At 28.4% G+C, this 23,370-nt stretch carries 21 protein-coding genes; 19 read left to right on the top strand and 2 right to left on the bottom strand.

The genetic code is table 11. The annotated features are described in order from the left end of the window. Window positions 1-220: 220 nt before the first annotated feature. From spoIIAA to holA, 9 genes are all read left to right on the top strand, one after another. A complete protein-coding gene (gene spoIIAA / locus CNEONATNEC86_RS16830) occupies window positions 221-556 on the top strand; it encodes an anti-sigma F factor antagonist (protein WP_058296313.1) in 336 nt (111 codons plus the stop codon). A gap of 14 nt (window positions 557-570) precedes the next feature. Next, window positions 571-1,002 (top strand): anti-sigma F factor, encoded by a 432-nt coding sequence (spoIIAB, locus tag CNEONATNEC86_RS16825; RefSeq protein WP_058296312.1) that lies wholly within the window; start codon window positions 571-573, stop codon window positions 1,000-1,002. Between the two features lie 9 nt (window positions 1,003-1,011). After that, window positions 1,012-1,767 carry an RNA polymerase sporulation sigma factor SigF gene (gene sigF / locus CNEONATNEC86_RS16820; RefSeq protein WP_058296311.1) on the top strand — a complete coding sequence of 252 codons (756 nt, stop codon included), beginning with the start codon at window positions 1,012-1,014 and terminating at the stop codon, window positions 1,765-1,767. Between the two features lie 751 nt (window positions 1,768-2,518). Then, on the top strand, window positions 2,519-2,986 hold the full coding sequence (spoVAC, locus tag CNEONATNEC86_RS16815) for a stage V sporulation protein AC (protein WP_058296310.1): 468 nt from the start codon (window positions 2,519-2,521) through the stop codon (window positions 2,984-2,986). 434 nt (window positions 2,987-3,420) lie between these two features. Then, entirely contained in the window at window positions 3,421-4,437 is a 1,017-nt protein-coding gene (spoVAD, locus tag CNEONATNEC86_RS16810; protein WP_058296309.1) for a stage V sporulation protein AD, read from the top strand. A 17-nt stretch (window positions 4,438-4,454) separates the two neighbouring features. Beyond that, window positions 4,455-4,811, top strand: a complete 357-nt coding sequence (spoVAE, locus tag CNEONATNEC86_RS16805; RefSeq protein ID WP_058296308.1) for a stage V sporulation protein AE — start codon at window positions 4,455-4,457, stop codon at window positions 4,809-4,811. Window positions 4,812-5,016: 205 nt separating this feature from the next. Further along, a complete protein-coding gene (locus CNEONATNEC86_RS16800; protein ID WP_159136428.1) occupies window positions 5,017-7,527 on the top strand; it encodes a P-type ATPase actuator domain-containing protein in 2,511 nt (836 codons plus the stop codon). Window positions 7,528-7,558: 31 nt separating this feature from the next. Further along, window positions 7,559-9,262, top strand: coding sequence for a ComEC/Rec2 family competence protein (locus CNEONATNEC86_RS16795; protein ID WP_159116740.1), 1,704 nt, complete (start codon window positions 7,559-7,561; stop codon window positions 9,260-9,262). A gap of 58 nt (window positions 9,263-9,320) precedes the next feature. Next, window positions 9,321-10,355 carry a DNA polymerase III subunit delta gene (gene holA, locus CNEONATNEC86_RS16790; RefSeq protein ID WP_125148257.1) on the top strand — a complete coding sequence of 345 codons (1,035 nt, stop codon included), beginning with the start codon at window positions 9,321-9,323 and terminating at the stop codon, window positions 10,353-10,355. A gap of 79 nt (window positions 10,356-10,434) precedes the next feature. On the opposite strand, the gene rpsT is transcribed toward holA, so the two are convergent. Beyond that, window positions 10,435-10,698, bottom strand: a complete 264-nt coding sequence (rpsT, locus tag CNEONATNEC86_RS16785; protein ID WP_058296305.1) for a 30S ribosomal protein S20 — start codon at window positions 10,696-10,698, stop codon at window positions 10,435-10,437. A 169-nt stretch (window positions 10,699-10,867) separates the two neighbouring features. Between rpsT and gpr the strand changes: the two genes are divergently transcribed. The 10 genes from gpr to dnaJ all read left to right on the top strand — a co-directional run bounded on the left by gpr (window position 10,868) and on the right by dnaJ (window position 22,847). Further along, on the top strand, window positions 10,868-11,848 hold the full coding sequence (gene gpr, locus CNEONATNEC86_RS16780) for a GPR endopeptidase (protein WP_159136427.1): 981 nt from the start codon (window positions 10,868-10,870) through the stop codon (window positions 11,846-11,848). 191 nt (window positions 11,849-12,039) lie between these two features. Next, complete coding sequence (locus CNEONATNEC86_RS16775; protein ID WP_370468883.1) at window positions 12,040-13,119, top strand: stage II sporulation protein P; 1,080 nt, start codon at window positions 12,040-12,042, stop codon at window positions 13,117-13,119. Between the two features lie 143 nt (window positions 13,120-13,262). Continuing rightward, the gene (locus CNEONATNEC86_RS16770) at window positions 13,263-13,604 is read left to right on the top strand and encodes a hypothetical protein (RefSeq protein ID WP_307993373.1); all 342 of its coding nucleotides are present in this window, start codon (window positions 13,263-13,265) and stop codon (window positions 13,602-13,604) included. Between the two features lie 379 nt (window positions 13,605-13,983). Beyond that, on the top strand, window positions 13,984-15,789 hold the full coding sequence (gene lepA / locus CNEONATNEC86_RS16765; protein ID WP_125148252.1) for a translation elongation factor 4: 1,806 nt from the start codon (window positions 13,984-13,986) through the stop codon (window positions 15,787-15,789). Between the two features lie 157 nt (window positions 15,790-15,946). Beyond that, the gene (locus CNEONATNEC86_RS16760) at window positions 15,947-16,390 is read left to right on the top strand and encodes a tellurite resistance TerB family protein (RefSeq protein WP_159136426.1); all 444 of its coding nucleotides are present in this window, start codon (window positions 15,947-15,949) and stop codon (window positions 16,388-16,390) included. A 147-nt stretch (window positions 16,391-16,537) separates the two neighbouring features. After that, the gene (gene hemW, locus CNEONATNEC86_RS16755) at window positions 16,538-17,665 is read left to right on the top strand and encodes a radical SAM family heme chaperone HemW (protein WP_125148250.1); all 1,128 of its coding nucleotides are present in this window, start codon (window positions 16,538-16,540) and stop codon (window positions 17,663-17,665) included. Between the two features lie 197 nt (window positions 17,666-17,862). Further along, window positions 17,863-18,891, top strand: coding sequence for a heat-inducible transcriptional repressor HrcA (hrcA, locus tag CNEONATNEC86_RS16750; RefSeq protein WP_125148249.1), 1,029 nt, complete (start codon window positions 17,863-17,865; stop codon window positions 18,889-18,891). A 42-nt stretch (window positions 18,892-18,933) separates the two neighbouring features. Beyond that, the gene (gene grpE, locus CNEONATNEC86_RS16745; RefSeq protein ID WP_058296297.1) at window positions 18,934-19,536 is read left to right on the top strand and encodes a nucleotide exchange factor GrpE; all 603 of its coding nucleotides are present in this window, start codon (window positions 18,934-18,936) and stop codon (window positions 19,534-19,536) included. Between the two features lie 68 nt (window positions 19,537-19,604). Next, window positions 19,605-21,443, top strand: a complete 1,839-nt coding sequence (gene dnaK, locus CNEONATNEC86_RS16740; protein ID WP_058296296.1) for a molecular chaperone DnaK — start codon at window positions 19,605-19,607, stop codon at window positions 21,441-21,443. 267 nt (window positions 21,444-21,710) lie between these two features. Further along, window positions 21,711-22,847, top strand: coding sequence for a molecular chaperone DnaJ (gene dnaJ / locus CNEONATNEC86_RS16735; protein ID WP_097919306.1), 1,137 nt, complete (start codon window positions 21,711-21,713; stop codon window positions 22,845-22,847). An 81-nt stretch (window positions 22,848-22,928) separates the two neighbouring features. Here dnaJ and CNEONATNEC86_RS16730 read toward each other — a convergent pair whose 3' ends face one another. Beyond that, window positions 22,929-23,348, bottom strand: coding sequence for a FlxA-like family protein (locus CNEONATNEC86_RS16730; protein WP_159136425.1), 420 nt, complete (start codon window positions 23,346-23,348; stop codon window positions 22,929-22,931). Between the last annotated feature and the right edge of the window lie 22 nt (window positions 23,349-23,370).

Here is a 23,370-nt window from a genome sequence, read left to right as displayed (position 1 = left end):
ATACTAGATCTGATAAGAAAAAGTTACATCAAAATATTATTGATGTAGCTTTTTAATGTTTAAAAAAATATTGATTAATTTTCGTAATAAAAAAATTGACTAGCAGTAAAATTATGTGTTAAAATATGGTAAAGATGATAAAAAATATAAAAATAAAGAGGGGAGGTAAGGGAATACCTTACAGATTAACATAAATTATTAAAGGTAATCTCATAAAAATATGTTTTTAGATTTTAATATGCAAAGAGATATTTTAATTGTAACTTTAAAAGGAGAGCTAGATCATAATAGTGCAGAGGAAGTTAGAGTTAAAATTGATGATAAGATTGATATGAATGAAGCAAAAAATATAATTCTAGATTTTTCGGGAGTCTCATTTATGGATAGTTCCGGAATCGGAGCAGTTATGGGAAGATATAAGAAAATTTCTTATAGAGGTGGAAATCTTTTTATAAGTAATGTAAATAAAAATGTAAATAAAATTTTTGAACTTGCTGGCTTATATAAAGTTATAAAAAAATACAATACCATAGAAGAAGCAGTAGGGTGTATTTAAATGGAGGGGTTATCATGTTTGATAATAAAATGAGTTTGGAATTTATAGCTAAATCTGAGAATGAAGCATTTGCAAGAGTCGCAGTAGCAGCGTTTATTTCACAGCTAGATCCAACAATAGATGAATTGAGTGATGTAAAGACAGCAGTATCAGAAGCTGTGACTAATGCCATAATACATGGGTATGAGAATGAAAAAGATAAAATGATAAAAATAGAAACAGAAATAATAGGAAATGAAGTGATTATAGCAATTTCTGATAAGGGAAAAGGTATAGATGATATCAAACAAGCTATGGAACCGTTATATACATCTAGACCAGATCTAGAACGCTCTGGAATGGGATTCACGGTGATGGAGACATTTATGGATGAATTACATGTTGAAAGTGAGAAAGGGATTGGAACAAGGGTTGTAATTAAGAAAAAATTTAACATAGTAAGTTAGGTGAAAGATATGGGAAATGAGGATAGAAAAAGAGAGGCTTATAATTATGACCATAATCCAGAACTGCTTAATTTAGCGAAAAATGGAGATTCAGAAGCTATGAATAAATTAATAGAAATGAATCTACCGCTTGTTATGTCAATTAGTAAAAAGTTTTTAAATAGAGGATATGAGTATGAGGATATATTTCAAATTGGATCTATTGGTTTAGTTAAAGCTATTAATAATTTTAATACGGATTATAATGTTAAGTTTTCTACATATGCAGTTCCGATGATTATAGGTGAAATAAAGAGATTCCTAAGAGATGATGGAATGATTAAAGTTAGTAGAAATGTAAAAAGCTTAGCTAGAAAAATTAGCATCTATAAGGAACAACTAAGCAAGACATTACAAAGAAGTCCAACAATTGAAGAATTAGCAGAATATGCAGGTGTAGATAAGGAAGAAATAATATTTGCTATTGAATCAGCAAATAGTCTTCAATATTTATATGATACTATACATCAGGATGATGGAGCGCCAGTTTTATTAATTGATAAGTTAAGTGAAGAAAAGAAATGTGATGATAATTTAATTGAAAGAATAGCACTTAAAGAAGCATTAAGAAGCCTAGATGAAAAGGCTAGGCAAATCATAATGCTTAGATACTTTAAAGATAAAACACAAGTTCAGGTAGCAAAGATGTTAGGAATAAGTCAAGTACAAGTATCTAGAATAGAGAAAAAGGTTCTAGCTCAGATGAAAAAAAGATTAGAAGAATAAGAAAATATGAATGTTTATAATATAAATAAGGGACGTAGAATCATAGTTTAGTGGATAACACCGAAATTCAATATATGATAGGCTCGATTGTAGGGGAATTTAAGCTAAAACATCTAAAGACAAAGGCTGTACCCAAAACAATTTGCTCCAACAGCAAGTGTTGGACAAATAATTTTGGAACAGCCTCTGTCTAAGAAGTTAAAAGCTTAAATTTCTTAATACAATACTACGCCTATCATATATTGAATTTCTTTGTTTTTCTCTAAACCCATTATTTAATGTAATTTATATTTTGGTAAATATTCAATACCTAAAATACAGTTTTCAATCAATTATTATAACTTATGATGCTACTAATAAAAGTGCGTATTTCCTTGGTATATAATGCTTGATGATGTACAAAACTAACAAGATAGGCTATCTTAGATCATCTTCATCTACTGCTGAAGATATTTCACTTTAAAAATTTCTTCTACGTTTAGATAATAATCAAAATTTTATATTCATAGACTTATTACTTTTAAAAATTGATAAAAGATTAAATTATTTAATCTTTAACATATAGATAACTATTCATTAATTAAAAAAATATATTCATTTATAACAGAAATAATATAGATACTATGAGTTTTATTTCGGTTATCTCACTCTAAACTTTCTACATCCCTGATTTATGTTGTGGAATAATATAACATAATTAATTTAAAAAAAAATGTGAATAATAATCATATAAGAAAAAGGAGTGTGAAAAATGAGCAGCAATAGTAAAAGAAGAGAAGAACAAATAAAAAATAAATATAAGCAGATGGCTAAAGAAGCAACTCCTAAATCAGAAATATTCAAGAATTGCTTAAAAGCCTTTTTGGTTGGTGGAATTATATGTGATATTGGACAATTAATTATGAATATAATTGAAAGTTTTGGTTATCCAAAAGAACAAGTAATGAATATAGTTCCTATAATAATGGTATTTATAGGTGCAGTATTAACAGGAACTGGTATATATGGTAAAATGGCTAGTTTTGGTGGTGCTGGTACTGTAGTTCCAATTACAGGGTTTTCTAATGCAGTAGTTGCACCGGCAATAGAATTTAAAAAAGAAGGATATATTTTTGGAGTAGCAGCAAAGATGTTTACTATTGCAGGACCTGTATTAGTATATGGAATAGGTACATCTGTAATAATAGGAATAATATATTATGTTATTGGATTATTTTAAGACAATGCACAGTTCAAAATGCACAATTCATAATTTAAATAGAAAAATAATGTTTATACATTATTAAAAGCTGCTTGTGACTGTCGCGCTTACAAATTTTGATTTAAGAGAGAAAGAGTATGAATGAATAGATTATAGTTAAGAAAAAAAGATTTAAGCTTTCTAAATTTTATGTTTTGATGAAGTTTGTAGAATGTAAAATTTATAACTTTGAGATATTCACCATTTTTATATCTTCACGTTTAAAATATAAATTTTAGTTTGTAACATCCACAAAAAGGAGCATACGCAAATTATTTTATGCGATAGCACCATATGCAATATTAAAATAAAGAAATCTTTTTTAGATTTCTAAATTAATTGTCACTTGTCAACTGTTAGCTATATAAAAATTGTGAATTGTGAACTTTGAATTGTATAAGGGAGTGTGAAAAATGACAATAAATAAAAGATTAGGAGAGCAGACTGTAAAATTAGAGAATCCACCTAAAATAATAGCAACACATTCAATTGTTGGACCTAAAGAAGGAGAAGGACCTCTAAGTGGATATTTTGATCAAGTTTTAAGTGATGATACTTATGGAGAAGATAGTTTTGAAAAGGCAGAAAGTCAAATGATGTTTACAGCTATTTCTGAAGCTATAAATAAAGCTCATCTTAAAGAGAAAGATATAAATTATTTGTTTTCTGGGGATTTATTAAATCAAATCATATCATCAAGTTTTGCAGCAAGGGAATTTAGTATTCCATTTTTTGGATTGTATGGAGCTTGTTCGACGATGTCAGAATCGTTAAGTTTAGCATCACTTATAATGGATGGAGGTTTTGCAAAATATGTTGTTGCAGCAACATCATCACATTTTAGTTCGGCTGAAAGACAGTTTAGATTTCCTTTAGAATATGGTTCACAAAGACCTAAGACAGCTCAATGGACAGTTACAGGATCAGGAGCATTAGTATTAGGACACGAAGGGAATTATCCACAAATAACATATGTAACTACTGGAAAAGTAAAAGATTTTGAACAAAAAAATCCTAATAATATGGGAGCAGCTATGGCACCAGCAGCAGCAGACACTATAGCAAAGCACTTTAAGGATACAGGAAGAAAGCCTAGTGATTATGATTTTATTGCAACTGGTGATTTAGGTGTTGTAGGAAAAGAATTAGCCGATAAATTAATAGAGGAGCTTGGATATAATATAAGAGGTGTGCATATAGATTGTGGAGAAATGATTTTTGATAATGAAAAGCAAAATACTGATTCTGGCGGAAGCGGATGTGGATGCTCGGCAGTTGTATTTACAGGATATTTATATAAGAAACTGATGAAAAAAGAAATAAAAAGAGTTTTATTAGTTTCAACAGGAGCTTTAATGAGTACTACATCATCGCTTCAGGGTGAAACTATACCAGGAATAGCGCATGCTGTTGCTATTGAAATGAATTGATTGAAAGGAAGATAACAATGGAATATATAAGTGCATTTGTTGTTGGGGGAATTATTTGTGTAATAGGTCAAATATTAATTGACACTACAAAATTAACTCCAGGAAGAATATTAGTAGCATTTGTAACAATAGGAGCTATTTGTGGTGCATTTGGATGGTATGATAAATTAATAGAAATTGGCGGTGCAGGAGCTACAATACCACTTCCGAGTTTTGGAAATGCTCTTGCTAAAGCAGCTATAAAAGAAGTAAAAGAAATTGGTTTTTGGGGAGCATTTACTGGTGGAATTAAAGGTGGTGCAGCAGGAATTACTGCATCTATATTCTTTGGATATTTAGCTTCTCTTATATTTAATCCAAAAACTAAAAAGTGATAGAAAAATCCAATATTATTAGTTAAACTATAATTAAAAAGAGTGTTTTGCCTTTTTTATAGTAAAGCTTTATAATATAAATTAGTTTTGTAATAAAATACAAAAATTATATTAAAGAAGTATGTTAATATTAAAATTTTTTTATCGAAATAATTATAGTGATTTAATTTAATAATAAATATTAATTTAGGATGGTGGGGTTATTTTGGAAAGATATTGCAACAGTTCTTGGATGCAGATTGTTCAGCTTTTAAATAGTGATATTGAGATGGGGTTAAGTGAAAAGGACTGTGAAATAATAAGGAGAAGAAAAGGATCAAATAAAATTGATTTACCAGATAAAACAAAAATATATAAATACATATTAAATTCTTTAAAAGAAAAATATACTATTATAAAGATAATAATTGCAATTTTATTATTTGTTTTTCAAAAATATATACCAGGTCTTATAATCATAGGAATACTAATAAGTGATATGGGGATAAATACGTTATATTTTCTTCAAAGAGATAAGGAAGTATCAAATTTACAAAGGTTGAATTCAACTGAGACTGTGGTTATAAGAGATGGAATGGAAAAGATAATAAAAAGTGAAGAACTTGTAGTTGGAGATATTGTTCGATTTTCTAGGAATTCTTTAATACCAGCAGATATAAGAATAATAAAATCTGATCATTTAAGGGTTAATGAGAAGACTATTACTGGAGAAGATTTATTAAAAGAAAAATTTGAAAATAAAATATTAAGTGGTAACTTATCTATTTCAGATATGAAAAACTTGTTGTTCAAAGGTTCAACAGTATGTGATGGAAGTGGAATAGGTGTTGTTATTGAAGTTGGAAATTCAACTCAAATAGGAAAACTATTAGCTATGTTTAAATCAGCTAATACAAGAAAGCATAGTTTTAAAAAGATGACTACTAATATCGTAGAAAAATATTTATTGATATTCTTTATTATAATAATTTCAGTAGGAATGTTTTTTATAATATCTGGACAAGATGCAGATAAAACATTTTTTACAAAAGCATTATTTGCAATAGGTTGCATGCCATTATCTGTAGTTGCTATATTATCATATAATTTAATAATAAACCAATATGCAAAAGATGATATTGAGATTATTAATTTTTCTGTTTTTAATCTAGTGAATGATATAGACATATTATTCTTAGATAAAATAGGTGCAATAAGTAAAGAAGAGATGGTCGTTGATAGAATATATGTAAATGAAAGTATAATAGGTAAAGATGATACATATAAAAAAGAAATAACTTCTGATAGATTGCTTGAAATTTCTTTGATTTGTAATAATTCAAGTTATAATGTAGCTGAAGGTACTGGCACAGGAGATTTAGCAGAGGTTGCATTTTTAGGATATGCAGCTAGAAAGAAAGTATTTAAATCAGCTGTTGATATTAATAATACTAAATTATTTGAGATACCAATGGATCCTGATAAAAAGCTTTTTACTGTAGTTACAAATGTCAAAGGAAGATATAGGGCTAACACGCGAGGAAATTTAGATATTGTGTTAGATAAATGCACACATATTATGCTGGAAGGTATTGAAAGAGAGCTTACAGATGAAATAAGAAATAGAATAAAACTTATAGATATGAGTTTTTCTACAGAAGGTTTAATAACTCAAGGATTTGCTTATAGAAATTTTAATTATCAGCCTTCTAAATCAGAAAATATTGAAAGCAATATGGTTTTTGTAGGTATTGCAGGATTAGAAAATCCATTAATACATAATATAAAAAATGACATTAGGAATATAAAAGATAGAGGTATTGTTCCAATATTATTTACTGAGGAAAGTAAATTAAGTGCAATTACCAATTGCTTAAAATGTGAGATTATAAGAAATAAAAATCAAGTAGTAGCAGGCATAGAATTAGACTCGTTAAATCAAGATGAGTTTAAAGAGCTTGTTGGGAGAGTTAGAGTATTCTGTAGAGTTACTCCAGAAATAAAAGCAAAAATTGTTGCACTATTTGTTAAAGATGGATATAAGGTTGCGACAGTTGGAGAAAACTTAAATGATATACCTGTCTTAAACTTGGCTAATGTTGGAATTAGTAAAGGTGAAGCAACTGAGATGGTTAAAAAGATATCTGATGTTTATATTAAAGATAACTATTTAGAAGGTTTATTTAATATAAGAAAATACTCTAAAGAAATAAAAACAAACATTCAAAGAGCTTTAAAATTGTTTTTTATGACAGTATTATCAGAATTAATAATTTTATCTGGATGTTTAATTTTGGGACAAATAGGTATAATGAATTTTTGGATAATGTTAATAGTAAATGCTATAGTAATGATTCCATTATCAATTATTACAGTATTGAGATCAGGAAAAGAAGTATCAATAATTGGTATGATAATAAGGTCAATTGTAGTAAGTATAATAACATTAATTTCTATTTATAAAGTTGAACCTTCAGAAGGACAAATAATTCCTTTGATATTTCTAGGAACAGATGCTTTAATATTTACACTATTAAACAACAAAGTCTCAATAAGGAAAATATCAAATGAATTGACACTTGGAATAGTTACATTATTTATAATACTTATTTCTGCATTTTTAATAACATTTATTAATGGTATTATCATAAGAGATATAATAATAATTGAAATTATAATTTCAATAGTTATTTTGCTTACATATGAAATTTTATCAGAAAAGTGGCAAAACTCATAAATATGAGAAATATAAGAATATGGGTGAGCTAATGACTCTAAAAAAAGTAAAAGATATAGGAAATCCAATAGTATATATTTTTATCAGCTTATTAATGAGTTGTATATGCTATGGACTTAATGGTGACTATAGGGGGCTTACAATTTTTGTTGTAACCTCCTTTTTTATTATATTAATTTACAACTGCGGAATTAATTTTTCTTCTCTAATGTTGATCATTTTTATTATAGGAATTCTAATTAATGTTTCATATTATAGTATTGATGAGAAATTTAATGGAATTGTTAGAATAAAGCAAATGACTTCTTATGATATTGTTTCAACTTGTAATGGAAAAAAAATAATATTAGATGATTTAAAAGATAGTGATTTAGAGGTTTCAAAAAGGTATTATATTCAAGGTAAAGCTCAAAGCAATACAGATAAGTCAAAAGGAATTGTAGGAGAAGTTTTAGTAGAAAAGTGTATTCCAATAGAAGATGATTGGATTACAAACATATATAAAATGAAATACAATGTTTATGAATTATTGAAAGAGAATCTAGGACAAAGAAAATCAGCATTAATATCATCTATCTCTTTTGGATATAAAGAATATTTGGATGAAGAAGATGAAAATGATATGAAAAACTTTGGAATAATACATAGTATTAGTGTGTCTGGATTACATGTAGCAATAGTTTATGCATTTATTAAAAAAGTAACAGGAAATAAGTTGGGGCTTTTAGGAACTATTTTATATGTAATTTTAACAGGTAGTGAGTATTCTTGTATAAGGGCATTCATAATGCTGGCAGCTGTAGAAGGAGCAGATATTTTTCAAAGAAATAATAATTCATTATCATCTATAAGCTTGTCGGGGATTATAATCTTAATGCTATCTCCATATTCTGCTTTTGAAATATCATTCCAGTTATCATTCTTGGCAACTATAGGGATAATATTATATAATAAAAAGCTGAATAATTTACTATATAAACTTCAGAAAAATTTGAGAGAGACAGTGAGTATAACGTTAAGTGCACAAATTTTAACTATACCCTATTTAATGGTTATATTTAATGATTTTTCTCTAAACTTTATAATAGGAAATATATTTTTATTACCATTTGTCAATGCTATTGTAATACTTGGAAATCTTTTGATATTAACATATTCATGCGTACCAGTATTTGATTTTATTTGTTATTTAATGCTGAAACTAGTGAATATTTTTGATTACATGGTGAATATATTTGAGAATATTACCCTACCTATGTTTTACAGTAATGATTATGTAGCGTTTTTTTATTGTATTTTACTATTTTGCTTTTATTTTTATCGAAAGGGATATAAGAAATTCATATATCTACCAGTTATATCTATGATAATTATAATAATACAGATTTATAGTCCATTGCCATATATAGAGTATTATAGAGAAGGGGCAATAGTGTTTAGTCATATGGGGAGGAATATATTAATCACCAATAAAAATCCAATAGATATTAAAAGACTTTCAAAGATATCACATGCAACACATTTATATAGAGATGTAGATGAAATATATATAGAAGACATATGCAATATTAAATCTAAAGGTCAAAATTATATTTTATATGTTAATGATGAAAAATATTTTTTAAAAATGACCATGAATAAATATGAGTCTGAAGATTGTGATATAATAAATTTTAAAGACGGTAAGGTGAAAAAAATTATAATCTTTCAGGATCAGATATATAGGATATTTTAAAAGATTATACACTTATTAATGATATATAAACTGTGAAGATAGAATGAGAGGAAATAAAGTGATTAATTATGAATTTTATGAGCAAGAAATTGAGAAAGGCAATATAAAAAATGGATATGTATTTTGTGGATTAGATGAAGAGTTAATTAAAGATGGAGTAAATCTTGTTGTAAAAAAAACAGTTGAAAAAGAATTAGAAGAATTAAATTTGATAAAAATAGATGGAATGAATACAACGTTTGATGACATATTTAATGCATGTGAGACTATGCCGTTTATGAGTGAGAAAAAAGTGGTTATCATTTATAGAGCTAATTTTCTTCAAGAAAAAAGTGATTCATCAGGAACAAAAATATATAATGAAATAAAAAAATATATAGAAGATTTGCCACCCTATACAATTTTAATAATGTACTATTTATTTAAAGATAAAAGAGATAAGCCTAATAAAAATAAAAAGTTAACTCAATTAGGTAAAAATTTATCAGTAGTTTTTTGTGATAAGTTAAAGAGAGACAGGTACATAAAAAAAGTTAATGAAGTTTTTAAAGAAAGAGATAAAGGAATAGGAAGGACAGAATTAAGTTATTTTTGTGAGAAAGTTCAAAATAACTTTGATATAATAAAAAGAGAAGTGGATAAATTAATATCATATACAGATGGACGTGAGATAAAGAAAAATGATATTGATTTGCTAATTACAAATAGTAATGAAGATGATGTATTTGACTTGGTTGAACTTATAGCGCAAAGGAAGATAGATAGAGCAATAGACATAATGAAAGATATTTTATATAAATCTGATCAGCATATGTTAATGATTACGGCTATAGAAAGACATTTTTATCGTTTATATGAAATTAAGATTGGGCTTATAAGTGGAAAAAAAGTTGATGATTTTGTTTCGAAATTCAGAATTCCTCAATTCGTATGTGAAAAACTAATAATTCAAAGTAAAAGTTTTTCTGAAAAACAGTTGATGGAGTTAATTAAACTTTGTGTTAGAACAGAAAAAAATTTAAAATCTACAGGTTTTGATAAAGATATGGAAATGGAATTTTTATTAATAAATACTTTAACAGTGCCTAAATAGATAAAGGAATTGGATAAACCGATTCCTTTAACTTTGCTTTTGAACAGAAAAATACCCACCATTAAAGGTGGGTTATAGATTATGCCATTGCATTTAATGTTGCAGCTAATCTTGATTTCTTTCTAGCAGCCATATTCTTATGGATTACTCCTTTAGAAGCAGCCATATCTAATGACTTAGTAACAGATGTAAATAAAGCTTTTGCGTCTTCAACGTTTTTAGCTTCAACTGCAGCTTCAAACTTCTTTATAGTAGTTTTTAAAGCTGATTTAATCATTCTGTTGTTTAAAGTCTTAGTTTCGATAACTTTAATTCTCTTTTTTGCTGATTTAATATTTGCCATTCTTCATTCACCCCCTTAAATTTTTATAGGGTCTCTGCAGTTTTTGGGGAAATCTGCGTACGAGTTCATATTCAACAAACTTTATTATAGCACCAAAAGTTATGTAATTCAAGTATTAAATTTAAAAGAGAGAGGAAAAATAGAATGATTATATTTGTGAGGTGATGTTATGATAAATGTAAGAACAGATTTAGCTTTAGAGGCTAGAGAAATATATAAGCAAAAAAATAATAATAATGAAATTGAAGGAATAGAAGTAATAAATGAAAAGCAGGATGAAGTAAATATAACAACAGTAAAAGTAAAAAATGAAGAAGGAGCTCAAAAAATAGGAAAACCTGTAGGAAGTTATATTACAATTGATATACCAGATTTCACAGCTTATGACGGAGAAACTATGGATAAAGTAGCACAAGTCGTTGGAAAATCATTATCGAGATTGGTGGATATAGACTATACAAAAAATGCTTTAGTTATAGGTCTTGGAAACTGGCATGTAACACCTGATGCGTTAGGACCAAAAGTAGCAGAAAAAATTATGGTAACACGTCACTTAAAATCAGTAATGCCAGAAGTTATGGATGACAGTGTAAGACCAGTATCTTCAATAGCCCCAGGAGTACTTGGGATAACTGGAATAGAAACTGTTGAAATAATTAAAGGGCTTGTAGAAAAAACTAAGCCAGGGCTTGTAATATGTATTGATGCATTAGCAGCAAGAAGAGTTGAAAGAGTTAATAGAACAATACAAATTGGTGATACAGGAATATCACCAGGAGCTGGTGTTGGAAATAATAGAAAACAGATAAATGAAGAAAACTTAGGCGTTAAGGTTATAGCTATAGGAGTTCCAACTGTGGTAGATGCTGTTACAATTGCAAATGATACAATTGATCTAGTATTAGATTCATTGATAAACTCTACTCAGTCTGGTAGCGAGTTCTATAATATGCTAAAAAATTTAGATAGAAATGAGAAACAATCATTAATAAAAGAAGTATTATATTCTAAATCACTTGGAGATATGTTTGTTACGCCTAAAGATATAGATTTAGTGATAGATTCTCTTTCTAAAATAATAGCAGATGGTATAAATATATCCCTCCAGCCCAATATGGATATGGATGATATAAATAAATTTATGCACTAATAAAAAGAGCGGCTATGCCGCAATTCGGAACTTATCACTAATAAAAAGAGCGGCTATGCCGCAATTCGGATCTTTTACACTGATAAAAATGGTGAGAAGCAGCCATTAAATTCTTCTCACTAATAAATATTTTATAGAATAATTATGTAAATTACCTAATATACATATAAAAGAGTTCAATGAAAATTGAGGTGTTTTATATGAACCAATTAGGAAAAAAAAGAATTAAACAAAAGAATATTAAAACGAATGAAGTATCAAACATACTGATAATAGTTTTGTTAACTATTACAACGATATCTTTTGTTAGGGTTTACGAAGTATTAAAAAATAATAATGAAAGAGGCGCTTTTGCGTATGTGCAGTTATTGAATTTTGGGATGCCAATTATAGAAAATCAAATTTATGATGAAGGTAACTATGCTGAAAATAGAATTTCATTAAAATATATACTTATGGAAGCGACAGGAATCAATAACTTTACGTCTAGAAATATAATTAATAAAGAGATAAGTTTATTCAACATATTTTCCACTGATTCAGGTGAAAGTAAAGAAAGACTTACATTTGATTCTTATAAAATAAATGAAGATAGTATATCAAAAATAAATTTGAATGAATCTACAATAGGAGACCAAATTTATAACGCTGCGTTAAAGAAAACTCTTAATGCATCTAAACCAGAAATATTGATTTATCATACTCATACCCATGAAAACTATTCCCAAGAAGAGCCGGACAGCATAAATGAGGAAACAAATGTAGTTGGTGTAGGGGATGTGTTAGCTAAAGAATTGGAAGAAAAATATGGTATATCAGTGATACATGATAAGACAGATCACTGTATATCATATAATGACAGCTATGCTAGATCAAGTGAGACAGTAGACAAATATCTAAATAAATATGGAGATTTTAGGCTTATAATAGATCTTCATAGAGATTCTATTACAAATAAAAGTATTACTACAACTGAGATTTATGGAAAGAGTGCAGCAAGAATGGCTCTTGTTACGGCCCAAAATAGCGAGAGATATGAGAAAAATAAAGAGATTACAGAAAAGATTTTTAATAAAACAAAAGAGTTATTTCCAACATTACCGAGGGAAATAACTACTTATCCGAGGGGAAAAAACGCATTTAATCAAAGTAAAAGTGACAATAGTGTACTCTTAGAAATAGGGTCACATTATAATACTCCACAGGAATCACAGGTAACAGCTGAATGCATGGCAAGAGTTATTGCTGAGATTTTAAATGGTAATAATTAGGATGAAATGTCTGATAAAATTAAGCTATATTCTTTCTAATAAGATATTAGCTTAATTTTTTTGTATAGCGTTTTTTAATATGGAAATAATATTAGATAAATTTTCTTTTAACGTATGTTAATTTTAACGAGGAGATGAAATATATGAAAAAGAAGTACATTACTAGAAAAGTTATGCCTTCAATTATAATTTTATTTTTAATGATGAGCGGAATAATATCTATAAATATAAAAAATACAAGTTCTTTATCGCCACTTGGAAATACCAATGAAAACTACCAATTGGTAAGTGAAGAATTTGGCGAAGATTTTTCAAACTTTATAAAAGATAACTCATTTTTAAAAATATATAAAGAAGATAGTGATATTTTAGTAAGGATAGGTGAAAATAATTTTAGAATAACTAATCAGTCTAATATTACAAAACAAGTAGAAATCTTAGTTAATAATGTTAGAGAGAAGATTAATACCGTTATAAAAGATTAATAAAAGATATTTAAAATAAATAGTTGAATAAATAATAAATTGCCTTAAAATAATAATAAGTATAAAACTTATAGCCTTTTTAAAGGTAGGTATGATATAATTTAGCTGATTTAATTAAACGGGGGTGAGAAAACCAATACAATTGACAGTTAACAGTTAGCAGATCACAGTTAAAAATTTTGATGATATTTTAAATAATATAGAAGATTAAAAAAATTAATAAATAGTTTATTAATTTTAAATCTTATGAAAAAGGTATTATAAAAAATATCTTAAAGAAATTAAAAAGTAATTTCATCATTATAAAATTGTGAATTGCCAGTTTGTGTGCCATAAAAGGTATAAACTATTAATTGTGAATTGATTAAGGTTTATTTATATGAAAAGTGAAAGACAAAAATATATCCGAAATTTTTCAATAGTAGCTCATATTGATCATGGTAAGTCAACCCTTGCAGATAGATTACTTGAAACTACTGGAACCTTAACTGAAAGGGAAATGCAGGAACAAGTTCTAGATAATATGGAGATAGAAAAAGAAAGAGGAATTACAATAAAATCACAAGCAGCAAGACTTGTATATAGAAGAGATGACGGACAGGAATACATTCTTAATTTAATTGATACTCCAGGTCATGTGGACTTTAATTATGAAGTTTCAAGAAGTTTAGCAGCATGTGAGGGCGCATTGTTAGTAGTTGATGCAACACAAGGTATTCAAGCACAAACATTAGCTAACTGCTATTTAGCATTAGATAATGATCTTGAGATTGCACCAGTAATAAATAAAATAGATTTACCATCTGCAAGACCTGATGAAGTAAAACAAGAGATTGAAGATGTTATTGGAATAGATGCAGAAGAAGCACCAATGATTTCAGCAAAAACTGGTTTAAATATAAAAGATGTATTAGAATCAGTAGTTAAAAATATTCCAGCGCCAGAAGGCGATGAAGAGGCACCTCTTAAAGCATTGATTTTCGATTCTTACTATGATAGTTACAAGGGCGTTGTATGTATAGTAAGAATTAAGGATGGAAAGATAAAAATTGGTGATAAAATTAAATTAATGGCCACTAATAAAGTATATGATGTTACTGAAGTTGGAGTATTTACACCAGGAGTGCTTCCAATAAAGGAACTTAGCGCAGGTGATGTTGGATATGTAACTGCATCAATAAAAAATGTAAGAGATGCAAGAGTTGGAGATACAATAACTGAAGCAGCAAGACCAACAGACAAAGCACTTCCTGGATATAAGCCAGCTATTCCTATGGTTTATTCAGGAATATATCCAGTTGATGGAGCTAAATATGATGAGTTAAAAGAAGCATTGGAAAAATTACAGATAAATGATGCAGCCCTTAATTTTGAGCCAGAAACATCAGTTGCTTTAGGATTTGGTTTTAGATGTGGATTTTTAGGGTTATTGCATATGGAAATAATTCAAGAACGTGTTGAAAGAGAATTCAATCTAGATATAATTACAACTGCACCATCAGTTATATATAAAGTTATAAAAACAGATGGAGAAATGTTAGAAATAACCAATCCAACTAATTTACCTCCTATGACTGAAATAGACTATATGGAAGAACCTGTAGTTAAAGCATCTATTATAACTCCAAAAGAGTATGTTGGAGCTGTAATGGAGTTATGTCAGGATCGTAGAGGAACATATATTGACATGCAATATATAGAAGAAACTAGGGCTGTTGTAAATTATGATATACCTTTAAATGAGATAATATATGATTTCTTTGACACATTAAAATCTAGAACTAGAGGATATGCATCTCTAGATTATGAAATGAAGGGATATACTACAACCAAGTTGGTTAAATTAGATATCTTATTAAATGGAGATGTAGTTGATGCACTGTCTATGATAGTACCAGATGAAAGAGCATATCATAAGGGAAGAGCGATAGCAGAAAAGCTAAAAGAAATCATTCCAAGACAATTATTTGAAATTCCTATTCAGGCAGCTGTGGGATCTAAAATTATAGCAAGAGAAACAGTAAAAGCTATGAGAAAAGATGTATTAGCTAAATGTTATGGTGGAGATATTTCACGAAAGAAGAAACTTCTTGAAAAGCAAAAAGAAGGTAAAAAGAGAATGAGACAGGTAGGATCTGTTGAAGTTCCACAAGAAGCATTTATGTCAGTCTTGAAAGTAGATTAATATATTTAAATAAAATTATGCACAATGAATATTTGTAAATGCAAAAAAGCTATTTATAAAATGTTTATTGTGCATTAAAATTAATATAGGAATTAAAATTTGTATATATTTAATTAAAATGGATAATAACAGGTATATGTAAAAGGAGGATGAATATATGTTTTTAAATGAATTAAAAAAGGATGAGGGGATAGCATTTATCAAATTAGTAAAGCAGCTTGCAAATATAGATGAAACTTTTTCTAAGGAAGAAAAGGACCTATATATTGATTATCTAAAGGAATTGAATTTAAAAGAATCCGATATAAATGATTCAAAGATTGAAGATGTATTTACATTATTAAGTGGATCAAATGACAGGTCTAAAGAGATTATCTATTTTGAACTAGTAGGATTAGCACTTATTGATGGAGAATATGAAGAAAAAGAAGTTGAGTTTTTGGAAAAAATAGGAAAAGGATTTAATATAGCTCGTAGTAAGAAAATAGCATTTGCAAACTATTTTTATAATTTTATTGATGTTTATAATTTCTCTGTAGTGGACTCGGACAGTAAAATTGAATTATTAAAGGAACAAGCAGAAAAACTTATAGCCAAGTAGCTTATTTTAGAAATATGATACATGTTTATTTTTTATATAGAAATAAACATGTATTTTTTATTATATGATATCATCTATGTGATATAGATTAAAATAATAAATATAAGAGACTATAATTAATATATTCAAATATTTGGAGGAGTTATTATGAAAGAAATAGCGTTATATGTCCATATACCTTTTTGCAAACAAAAATGTATGTATTGTGATTTTCCTTCTTATTCAGGAAAAGAAAAATATATAGATGTGTATGTGGAAGCATTAAATAAAGAAATATTAGAAAAAGCAGAAGGATATACCATAAGAAGTATATTTATTGGCGGCGGAACTCCATCATATCTTGATGAAAAAGCCTTAAAAAGTTTACTTGAAACATTGAACGAGTTGAAATTTAAAGAAGATATTGAATTTACCATTGAATGTAATCCGGGAACTCTAACAAAAGAAAAATTAATGATAATGAAAACTCATAATGTAAATAGACTTAGTATTGGTTTACAATCAACTAATAATTCTTTACTAAAAGATATAGGAAGAATCCATACATATGAAATATTTAAAAAGAATTTTTTATTAGCAAGACAACTAGGTTTTGACAATATTAATGTAGATTTGATGTTTGGTCTGCCGAATCAAAACCTAGAAGAGTGGAAAAATACATTATTAGAAATAATTAAATTAAATCCAGACCATATATCCGCATATAGTCTAATAATAGAAGAAGGTACATGTTTTTATAAACTATATAATTCTAATAAACTTAATCTTCCTCATGAAGATACTGAAAGGAAAATGTATAAAATCACAAAAGAAATATTAAGTAAGAATAATTATAAGCAATATGAAATATCAAATTACGCTAAAGAAGATAGAGAATGTTTCCACAATAAAATTTATTGGAAATGTGAAGATTACTTAGGCGTAGGAGTTTCAGCAAGTTCTTTTATAGATAATGCTAGATTTAAGAATATTGATAATATAGAAGAATATATAAAAAATATAAATGAAGAGAAAAGTGTTGAAGAAGAAGTTCATACAAATACTTTAGAAGATAGTATGGAAGAATTTGTGTTTATGGGACTTAGAATGATTAATGGAATAAATATTTGTGAATTTAAGGAAAGATTTAATAGAAATATATATGATGTGTATGCAGAGGTAATAAAAAAACATATGGATGAAGAATTATTAGCTAATGAAAAGGGGAATATATATTTGACTTCTAAAGGAATTGAGTTAAGTAATTATGTTATGAGTGATTTTATATTAACATAACAGTCTTAAATACATACGATAGAAAATCAGAGAAAAAAGCAGAAAGTTAAAGATAGCATGGGAAAATCTAATAAATATAAGCTATAATTAATATTTTTAAAAATAAACAGGATTGACAAAAAAGTTAAGAAAGAATATATTAAAACCATAGTCATTAGCACTCGATGATGACGAGTGCTAACAAAAGAGGTGAGATTATGAGGATTGATGATAGAAAAATAAAAATACTTCAAGCTATTATCAATGATTATATTCGTACTGGAGATCCTGTAGGATCAAGAACTCTTGCTAAAAATTATGATTTAGGAATTGGTTCTGCGACAATAAGAAATGAAATGTCAGATCTTGAAGCTATGGGATATCTAGAGCAACCTCATACTTCAGCGGGAAGAATTCCATCAAGTAAGGGCTATAGGCTATATGTTGATAAACTCATGGATAGCCAAATGCTTACAGCAGAAGAAGATCTAAGAATAAAGCAATATATTATAGATTCTGCAATGCTTGAAGTTGATAAGGTAGTAAGGCAAACAAGTGCTTTATTATCAGAATTAACAAATTTGACATGTATTATTGAGGCTCCATCAGTTAAAAAGAGTTTTATAAAATCAATACAGCTTATAAGAGTTGATGAGAACAGTCTAGTAACTATATTTTTAACAGATACAGGTCTTATAAAGAATCATGTAATGAAATTAAATAAGATGCCAACTTTAGCTGCATTAAATAAAATTAATGAGGTATTAAATAATAGATTGGTTAATCTTTCTATAGCAGAAATAAACCTTGAAGTAATAAATAATCTTAAAAAGGATTTGGTTGAATATGAAGAAATATTTAATGCAATATTACCAAGCCTATATGAGACATTAAATGATGCTGATTCATCAGAAGTATTCATGGATGGCGCAACAAATATATTTAATTATCCAGAATATCATGATATAGATAAAGCAAAGGAATTACTTTCATTATTAAGTGATAAGCAAGCTGTTATGGAATTATTTAATCCGCAAGATGACATTACTATAAGTATTGGAGAAGAAAACTATAAACCTCAGGCTAAAGAATGTAGCATAATATCAGCTGAATATTCTTTTGGAAATAGACCAATAGGAAAAATTGGACTTATTGGACCAAGACGAATAAATTATTCAAAAGTAATAGCTATAATGAGTGAAGTTGTTAAAGAACTTAATAATATATTAAATGATCATGTTAAATAAAATCTAGATTTTATATATCAGAGACGAGGTGTGCTTAAACTAATGGAAAATAATAAAGATTTAAAAAATGAAGAAATTAAAGAAGAAAATTTAAATGAAGAAGTAAATGAAGACACTGAATTAAAAGATGAGGAAGTAATGGAGAATACTGCTGAAAATACAAATGAGGTTGAAGAAGAGGATGAACTTAACATGACCAAGAAACTTAAAGAAGAAAATAAGAAAATGCAAGAGGAATTAGATCTAACTAAAGACAGATTGCTTAGATTGACAGCTGAATATGATAACTATAGAAAGAGAACAACAAAAGAAAAAGAAAGCATATATGCAGATGCATATATAGATGTAATAAAGGAAATCCTTCCTGTAATAGATAATCTAGAAAGAGCTATGGCAGCAGAAGGAAATGTAGATGATCTTAAAAAAGGTGTTGAAATGACAATGAAGGGTTGTCAAGATGCATTTGTTAAACTTGGCGTTGAAGAGATTGATGCAAGTGGCGAATTTGATCCAAACTTCCACAATGCAGTTATGCATATAGAAGATGAAGGCTTAGATAAAAATGTAATAGCTGAAGTCTTCCAAAAAGGATATAAAAAAGGTGAAAAAATAATAAGACATACAATGGTAAAAGTAGCTAATTAATATAATTAAACATATACAGAAATTAAAAATGAAGAAAATAAACTATTTAGTTTTAGGAGGAATATATCATGGGAAAAATTATAGGTATTGATTTAGGAACTACAAATTCATGTGTAGCAGTTATGGAAGGTGGAGAACCAGTAGTTATTGCTAACTCAGAAGGCGCTAGAACTACTCCATCAGTAGTATCATTCCAAGCAGATGGGTCAAGACTTGTGGGTCAAGTTGCGAAAAGACAATCAATAACTAATCCAGACAAAACAGTTATATCAATAAAGAGACATATGGGAACTAATTATAAAGTTAATATAGATGGAAAAGATTATTCACCACAAGAAATTTCAGCTATGGTTCTTCAAAAAATTAAAGCTGATGCAGAAGCTTATTTAGGTGAAACTGTATCTCAAGCAGTTATAACAGTTCCTGCTTACTTTAATGATAGCGAAAGACAAGCGACTAAAGATGCAGGTAAAATAGCAGGACTTGAAGTATTAAGAATAATCAACGAGCCAACAGCAGCATCTCTTGCTTATGGATTAGATAAAACTGATTCAGCACACAAGATTTTAGTTTACGACTTAGGTGGTGGTACTTTCGACGTATCTATCCTAGATTTAGGTGATGGAGTATTTGAAGTATTATCTACAAATGGTGATACAAAGCTTGGTGGAGATGACTTTGATGAAAAAATTATGAAGTATATAGCTGATGATTTCAAAGCAGCAAATGGAATTGATTTAATGCAGGATAAAATGGCTCTTCAAAGATTAAAAGAAGCTGCCGAAAAAGCTAAGATTGAATTATCATCTTCAACTCAAACAAATATAAACTTACCATTCATCACTGCGGATAGCACTGGTCCAAAGCATATAGATATGACATTAACAAGAGCTAAGTTTAATGAAATTACTCATGATTTAGTTCAAAGAAGTATCGAACCAATGAAAAAAGCTTTAGCTGATGCTAAACTTTCATTAAGTGATATAGATAAAATAATATTAGTTGGAGGATCTACAAGAATTCCAGCTGTTGTTGAAGCAGTTAAGAACTTTACAGGAAAAGAACCTTCAAAAGGAGTTAACCCAGATGAATGTGTTGCAGTTGGTGCTGCTATACAAGCTGGAGTACTTACAGGAGAAGTTAAAGATGTAGTATTACTTGATGTTACTCCATTAACACTTGGTATTGAAACAGCTGGTGGAATAGCTACTCCATTAATAGAAAGAAATACAACTATTCCAACAAAGAAGAGTCAAGTATTCTCAACTTATGCTGATAACCAAACTTCAGTTGAAATCAATGTAGTTCAAGGTGAAAGACAAATGGCTGTAGATAACAAGTCATTAGGTAGATTTACACTTTCAGGAATAGCACCAGCTCCAAGAGGAATTCCTCAAATAGAAGTTACATTTGATATAGATGCAAATGGTATTGTTAAAGTGTCTGCTTTAGATAAAGGAACTGGAAAAGAAGCAAATATAACAATTACAGCTTCAACAAACTTAAGTGATGATGAAGTAGATAAGGCTGTAAAAGAAGCAGAAAAATTTGCAGAAGAAGATAAAAAAAGAAAAGAAAAGATAGAGGTTGCAAATAATGCTGATCAAACAATCTATCAATTAGAAAAAACATTAAGTGAAATTGGTGACAAGGCTACTGAAGATGAAAAGAAAGCAGTTCAAGATAAACTTGATGAACTTAAGAAGGTTAAAGATGGAGAAGATGTAGAAGCAATTAAGGCTGCTATAGAAGCTGCTAATCAAGCATTTTATCCAATAGCTGCTAAAATGTATCAACAAGATCCAACAGCTGCAGGAATGGATCCAAATGCAGCTGGAGCACAGCAAAGTGCACCACATGATGACAATGTTGTAGATGCAGATTTTAAAGTAGATGAAGATAAATAGTATTAAGTTATTAAAATAATAATCTATAAGGGAAGGCGATGCTTTAGTCTTCCCTTTTTATAAAGCATTGAATAATTAATTAATGAAAATATATTTTTATTAATTAATTTTTAATTGAGAAATATATAAAAGTTTAGTAAAATAAATTTGTTTAGGTAAAAAGCATAAAAAAGCTTTTTGATTTGAGTGGTTCGTATAGTTGTAGCCAATATAAAAAATATATATAATGGATACAATGTAAATAAAACTAGGTGGTGAATATAATAAATGGCAAGTAAAGACTATTATGAAGTTCTTGGAGTTGATAAAACTGCAAGTGACGATGAGATAAAAAGGGCCTTTAGAAAACTAGCTGTTAAATATCATCCAGATAGAAATCAAGGTGATAAAGAAGCAGAGGCTAAATTTAAAGAAATAAATGAAGCTTATCAGATTCTTTCAGATTCAGAGAAAAGAGCTAAATATGATCAATTTGGATCAGCTGCCTTTGATGGAACAGGTGGATTCAGCGGCGGTGGATTTAGTGGTTTTGATGGATTTGACATGGGTGGATTTGGTGATATATTTGATTCATTCTTTGGCGGCGGTGGTGGAAGCTCAAGAAGAAGAAATGGTCCAGTAAGAGGAAATGATATTGAATATACTCTAAATTTAACTTTTGAAGAAGCTATCTTTGGTGTTGAAAAAGAAATAACAATAACTAGAAGTGAAAATTGTGATCATTGTCATGGATCAGGGGCAGAACCTGGAACAAATAAAAAAACATGTCCTACATGTAATGGAACAGGACAAATGAGAGTACAAAGACAAACTCCATTTGGAAATTTTGTATCACAATCTACATGTGATAAATGTAATGGTACAGGAGAAATAATTGATACTCCATGTAAAGAATGTAGAGGTAAAGGTAACGTAAGAAAATCTAGAAAGATAACAGTAAATATTCCAGCAGGTGTTGATACAGGAAATGTAATGCCTCTAAGAGGACAAGGAGAACATGGATTAAGAGGGGGAAGTGCAGGAGACTTATATGTAAGGATTAATGTCACTCCATCTAAAGTGTTTACTAGAAAAGGAAATGATGTTTATATAGATACTCATATATCTATGGCAAAAGCTGCTCTTGGAACAGAAATAACTGTTACTACTGTAGATGGTAATGTAAAATATACAGTTCCTGCTGGTACTCAATCTGGAACTATGTTTAGATTAAAAGGCAAGGGTATACCAAGAGTTAACTCATCAGGACGTGGAGATCAATATGTTAAAGTTATAGTTGATATTCCAAAATCATTAACAAAAGCTCAAGAAGAAGCACTTCGAGCATTTATGGTAGCTAGTGGTGAAGAACCAGATGCAGCTACAGGAACTCATAAGAAAAAATTGTTTGGAAAAAATAAATAGGAATGTATAAGAGCATTTATTAACTTAGAATAAATGCTCTTATTTTATAAATTATGTGTACTAATTGATACAAATAAAATATTAGTATATAGTGTAAGTATTATTCTTTTCTTTTTCTTGCTTAGATTTAATTTGCTTAATAACAGATTTATCACCAGAGCGATTAGCATCTATGAGTCTACTTAAATTTCCAGATACAACTACTCCACTTTTTTCACTATCAGAATTGTTTGGTGAATCTTTTGTTTGAGATTGCGATTCCTTTTCCTCAGTTTTTAACTTTGTTATTTGATTTTGAACTGATGAAATCTGTGATTGCAAAAGAGAAGTTTTTGTTGTTTTGGTATCTTCATCTAATGAAGAATCGCTTTGAACTTCTGATAAATCACTTTGTAATTCTTTTAATTGAGATTTTAGTTCTGATAGTTCGCTTGAGTTGTTATTGGTCTGTGTTGAAGAATAATTATTATTAGTACTATTTGTTATACTGTTTATTTGCATGACTTTCCATCTCCTTTATTGT

It is taken from the genome of Clostridium neonatale, from assembly GCF_900465025.1.
GTDB lineage: Bacteria > Bacillota > Clostridia > Clostridiales > Clostridiaceae > Clostridium > Clostridium neonatale.
This window is presented reverse-complemented; position numbering and strand designations above follow the sequence as displayed.